Raw genomic sequence first — 5,219 nt, forward strand, 5'->3', positions numbered from 1 at the left:
CGCCGTCGAGGGCGGACGGGTCGGCCGCGCGTTCCTCGGCGGCGGGCGCGTCCGCGCCGGCCGCGAGCAGTGCGTCGGTGTCGAGGGCGCCCACCGTGGTGTGCGGGGCCCGCGCGCTCCGGTGCAGCAGGGCGACGAAGCGCCGGACCAGGTCTTCGGCCCGGTCCGGATCGATGAGGTGGGGGCGGTACTCGACCTGCACGGTCAGGAGGTCGTCACGGTGGCTGATGACCACGCCCAGCGGGTAGTGCTGCCGGTCGTCGCCGGAGGCGCGGACGAGTTCCAGGCCGGGTGCCGGGTGGCGCAGTGCCTCGCCGTCGAAGGGGTAGTTGGCGAAGGACATCATCGTGTCGAACATGTCACCGCTGTCGGTGATGCGGCGGATGTCGGTGAGGCTGATGTGCTGGTACGGCAGGAGCCTGGCCTGCTCGTCCTGGATCCGTGCGAAGAGGTCGCCGAGCGACTCGGCCGGGTCGATCCGTACCCGGGTCGGCACGGTGTTGATGAAGAGGCCCACCATCTTCTCCACGCCCGGCAGTTCGGCCGGGCGTCCGGACACCACCGAGCCGAACACGACGTCCGGGTTGCCGGTCTCCTCGCCGAGCACGAGCGCCCAGCAGGACTGGAGCACGGTCGCGAGCGTCAGGCCGTGCCGCCGGGCGGTGCCCGCCAGCGCGCCGGTCGCCTCCTCGCCGAGCGAGAACCGCAGCTGCCGGGAGGGCAGCGGCTCACCGGGGTGCCGGTCGCCGATCCGGGTGGGGGTGAAGCCGTCCAGCGCGGTGCGCCAGGCGTCCTCGGCGGCCTTGTCATCCACGTGCGACAGCCAGCGCATGTACTCGCGGAACGGCGTGCCCGCGGGCAGCGCGTGCGGTGTGCCGGTGACTTCTGCCCGGTAGTGGGCGAACAGCTCCTCGACGAGGACCGGCAGGGACCAGCCGTCCAGCAGGATGTGGTGCATCGACAGCACCAGGCGACGGCTTCCGCCACCCAGGTCGGCGAGGAGCACCCGCAGCAGCGGCGCCCGGGCCGGGTCGTAGGGGCGAGACCGCTCCTGGACCAGGAGGCGCTCCATCTCGCGCTCCTGCTCGTCCTCCGGCAGTGCGTTGAGGTCACGTTCCCGCCAGGGCACGTCCACGCCGGGCCGGAAGACCTGCACGGGGTGGGGGAGGCCGGTGTGCACGAAGGCGGCGCCGAGATTGCGGTGGCGGTCCAGGAGGGCGCGGAAGGCCTGTCGCAGAGCGCCGGTGTCCAGGTCGCCGGCTAGCTCCAGCCAGAACTGGACGGTGTACAGCGTGTGCGCGGAGTCCTCGGCGCCGCCGTCCTCGGAGCTGTTCAGCGAGCCGAGCAGCAGGTGGTAGAGCATGCCCTGCTGGAGGGAGGAGAGCGGCAGGATCTCGTCCAGGCCGGGGTGTTCACGCTCCAGCAGTTCGATCTCCCGCTGTCCGAGGACGACCAGGGGGAAGTCCGAGGGCGTGCGGCCGCCCGCGCCCGGTTCGGCGGCGTGCGCAGCGAGCGCGTCGAGCGCGTCGAACCAGTGGCCGATCAGTTCGTCGACCCGGTCGTCGTCCACGGCGCCCTCGGCCCAGGAGAACGCGATGCGCAGTGCGGTGCCCTCCGGAGTGTCCTCGGTGAGGGCGTTGACGGACAGCGGGTGGTCGAGCGGCATGTCGGCGTCGGCGCCCGCCGTCATGCCGGTCTCGGGGGCGGGCGACCAGTCCTCCTCGCCTCCTTCGGACGGCAGGAGGAAGCGGCCGAAGTAGTTGAAGCCGATGTCCCGGGGCTCGGCGGCCGCCAGTCTGCGGCGCCCCTCCTCGGGGCCGAGGTGGCGGAGCATGCCGAAGCCGATGCCCTTGTCGGGGATGGCGCGAAGCTGTTCCTTCACCCGGCGCAGGGCGTCGCCGAGCGCGGCCCCGGGCGCGTCCGTGCCCGCCGCCGCGGTGCCGGGTGCCATGCGTACCGGGTACATGCTGGTGAACCAGCCGATCGTGCGGGACAGGTCGGCCCCGGGCACCACCGGTTCGCGGCCGTGGCCCTCGACGTCGATGAGTACGTCCCCGGTGGTGCCGAGGCAGCGCTGCACGGCCACAGCAAGCGCTGTGAGCAGCACGTCGTTGATCTCGCAGTGGAAGGCGAGCGGGATGGTGGTGAAGAGGTGGCGGGCGCGCTCGGCTTCGTAGACGACGGTGCGCGAGCGGGCGGTGCCGGTGGTGTCCCGGGCCGTGTCCAGGGCGCGGCGGGCGAACCGGGGGCCGGGGACGTCGAGCATCCGTTCCCACAGGGGGAGTTCAGCCTGCCGCTCGGGGGTGCGGGCCTGCTCGGACAGGGACCGGCTCCAGTGCCGCAGGGAGGTCTCGACCGGGCGGAGGACGGGCGTGCGGCCGGCCTCGGCGTCCTGGTAGGCGCCGACGAGGTCGGGGACGACGATCCGCCAGGAGACGCCGTCGCAGGCGAGGTGGTTGGCCATGAAGAGGAGCCGGCCGGGGTGGTCGGGGCCCGCGTCGAACCAGACGACGCGGATCATGCGCCCTTCCGCGACGTCGAGTTCCCGCTGGGCGCGCGCCGTCTCCTCCGACAGCAGTCGCAGCAGCCCGTCGCCGGTGACGCCCCCGGCGGGCACGCGGCGCACGCAGTCCGCGGCCAGGACGCTGCCGGCCGGGCGGACCTCCAGGGACCAGCCGGGGGCGGAGCGGTCGGGGCGGAGCCGGAACGCGTCGTGGTGGTCGACCAGTGCCTGAACGGCGGTGGTCAGCCGGTCGGCGCGCAGGCCGCCGGGGACCCGGAGCAGCACGGCCTGGTGGAAGCCGTCGACGGGCCCGCCCTGGTCGCGCAGCCAGTGGACGATGGGGGTGAGGGGGACGTCGCCGACGGCCGCCGCTTCCTGGTCGGTGGTGCGGCGTGCGGTATCCCGGGCGACGAGGGCGAGGGCCTGGACGGTCTTGTGTTCGAAGATGTCCTGCGGGATGAGGACGAGGCCGGACTGGCGCAGGTGGCTGACCAGCTGGATGGACATGATGCTGTCGCCGCCGAGGTCGAAGAAGCTCCGGTCGCGCGGGACGTCGGTCTCGCGGAGCACTGCGGCGAAGGCGGCGGCGACGAGGTCCTCCCGGGAGGGGGGTACGTCGTCCGGGGCGGGTGCGGCGGACGCTACGGACGGGACCGGAGTGGCGGACACGGCGGGTGTGGCTGACACCGCAGGTGTGGTCTCGCGGGTCGTGGCTTCGGAGGTGGTGGCCTCGGAGGTGGTGGCCTCGGAGGTGGTGGCCTCGGAGGTGGTGGCCTCGGAAGTGGTGGCCTCGGGGGCCGGGGCCCGCTCGGCCGGCGCGGCGAGCGGTTCCGGGTCGGTCTCGCGCTGCAGTTTGCCGGTCGGGGTCCGCGGCAGGGACTCGGCGAACCGGAGCTCGGCCGGTACCAGGTGGGCGGGGAGCAGCGCCGCGAGCCACCCGCGCAGCTCCTCCACAGCGGGGGGCGCGAACGGGTCGGCCGGCACCAGATGGGCGATGAGCCGGGCGTCGTGTACGTGGTCGGCGCGGACGACGGCCATCGCTTCGGCGACGCCGGGGTGGCGGGTCAGCGCCGCCTCCACCTCGCCGGGCTCCACCCGGTGGCCGTTGACCTTGATCTGCTCGTCCACCCGGCCGAGGAAGTCGAGTTGCCCGTCGTCCCGGCGGCGGACCAGGTCGCCGGTGCGGTACATCCGCGTTCCCGGCGGCCCGAACGGGTCGGCGGTGAACCGTTCCGCGGTGAGCGCCGGCCGGCCCAGGTAGCCCCGGGCCAGCCCGTCGCCCGCCAGGTACAGCTCTCCCGTGCCTCCCGGGGCGACCTCTGCCAGGGCCGCGTCGAGCACGTGGGCGCGGACGTGGCCGAGGGGCCGGCCGATGGGCGGCGCCGCCCCGTCGAGCGGGCCGTCCGGGCGCCACGCGGTGGCGTTGACGGTCGCCTCGGTCGGCCCGTAGCTGTTCATCAAGCGGGTGTCGGGCATGGTCGCGGCTATCCGCTCGGCGAGCGCGGCGGGCAGCGCCTCGCCGCCCAGGGCCAGGGTCCGGGCCGACAGGTCGAGGTCCGTGCGCTCCAGCAGCTTGCCGAGCACCGAGGGGATCGCGCAGACAAGGCCGCCGGACCAGCGGGGCGGGTCGCCGTCCAGCAGGGACAGCAGGTTCCGGACGATCTCGACCGTGCCTCCGGCGGCCAGCGGTGTCAACACCTCCGCGACGGAGACGTCGAAGCTGAACGAGGTCGCGGCGAGCGTGTGCCGCAGCGCGTCCGCGCCGAACTCCTCCTCCGTCCAGGCGAGCAGGGGCAGCACGCTGCGGTGCGCCACGACGACGCCCTTGGGGGTGCCGGTCGAGCCCGAGGTGTAGATGACGTACGCCGGGTGGCCTGGGGCCAGCGGCGCGGCCCGGTCGGCGTCCGTGAGGTCGTGCGAGGCGGCCGAGGCCAGTTGGGCCCGTACTGCCGGGTCGTCAAGGACCACGGCCGCGCCGGCGGGAGCGCCGAGGTCCCGTTCGGCGTGGGCGGTGTCGGTGAGCAGGCAGGCGGGCTGGGCGTCCTCGACCATGAGGCGGAGGCGCTCGTCGGGATAGGCGGGGTCGAGCGGCAGGTAGGCGGCGCCGGACTTCAGGACCGCCAGCATCGCCACGAGTGTGTCGGCGGAGCGGGGCAGCAGCAGGCCGACGAGCTGTTCGGGGCCCGCCCCCCGGCCGACGAGCAGCCGGGCCAGGCGGTTGGCCCGCTCGTGCAGCTCACGGTAGGTCAACTCGCCGTGCGCATCGCGGACCGCGACGGTGTCCGGGGCGCGGTGCGCCGCCGCTTCGAGGAGCGAGGTCAGCGTGGCCCGTTCCGTCGGGTTGGCGGTGTCCGGCAGCGCCGGGGCTTCCGCCGCGACCGGTTCCCCGGGGCGCGCCGCGGTGAGGGAGGCCACGGTGTGGCCCGGCGCGGTGACGGCCGCGGTCAGCAGGGCGTGGAGCCGCCGGGCGTCCGTGTCGGGTCCGTCGCCGGAATTTTCGGGTCCGAGGACGACGAGGAGGGTCCGCCCGTCGGGCGCCTCCTCCAGCAGGAACCGGGGCGCGGTGGACGGCTGGAGGCCCAGGGCCCGGACGGTGGCCGGGTGGTCGCCGAACCGGAGGGCGGGCGCCGCCTCCCGTACGTCGGCGATCGTCCCGTACAGCCGGGCTCCGGGCTCCGTAGCCCCGAGGGCGCGGCAGACCTCGGCGTGCCGGAGC

The 5,219-nt window shown here is 74.6% G+C and carries 1 protein-coding gene; it reads right to left on the minus strand.

Annotation, left to right across the window (positions count from 1 at the left end; genetic code table 11):
• Positions 1 to 5,219 (minus strand): amino acid adenylation domain-containing protein (locus ACYVE9_RS14705; RefSeq protein ID WP_461028287.1); only part of this gene is annotated, 5,219 nt, incomplete at both ends.

The sequence above is a fragment of the Streptomyces sparsus genome, from assembly GCF_054776295.1.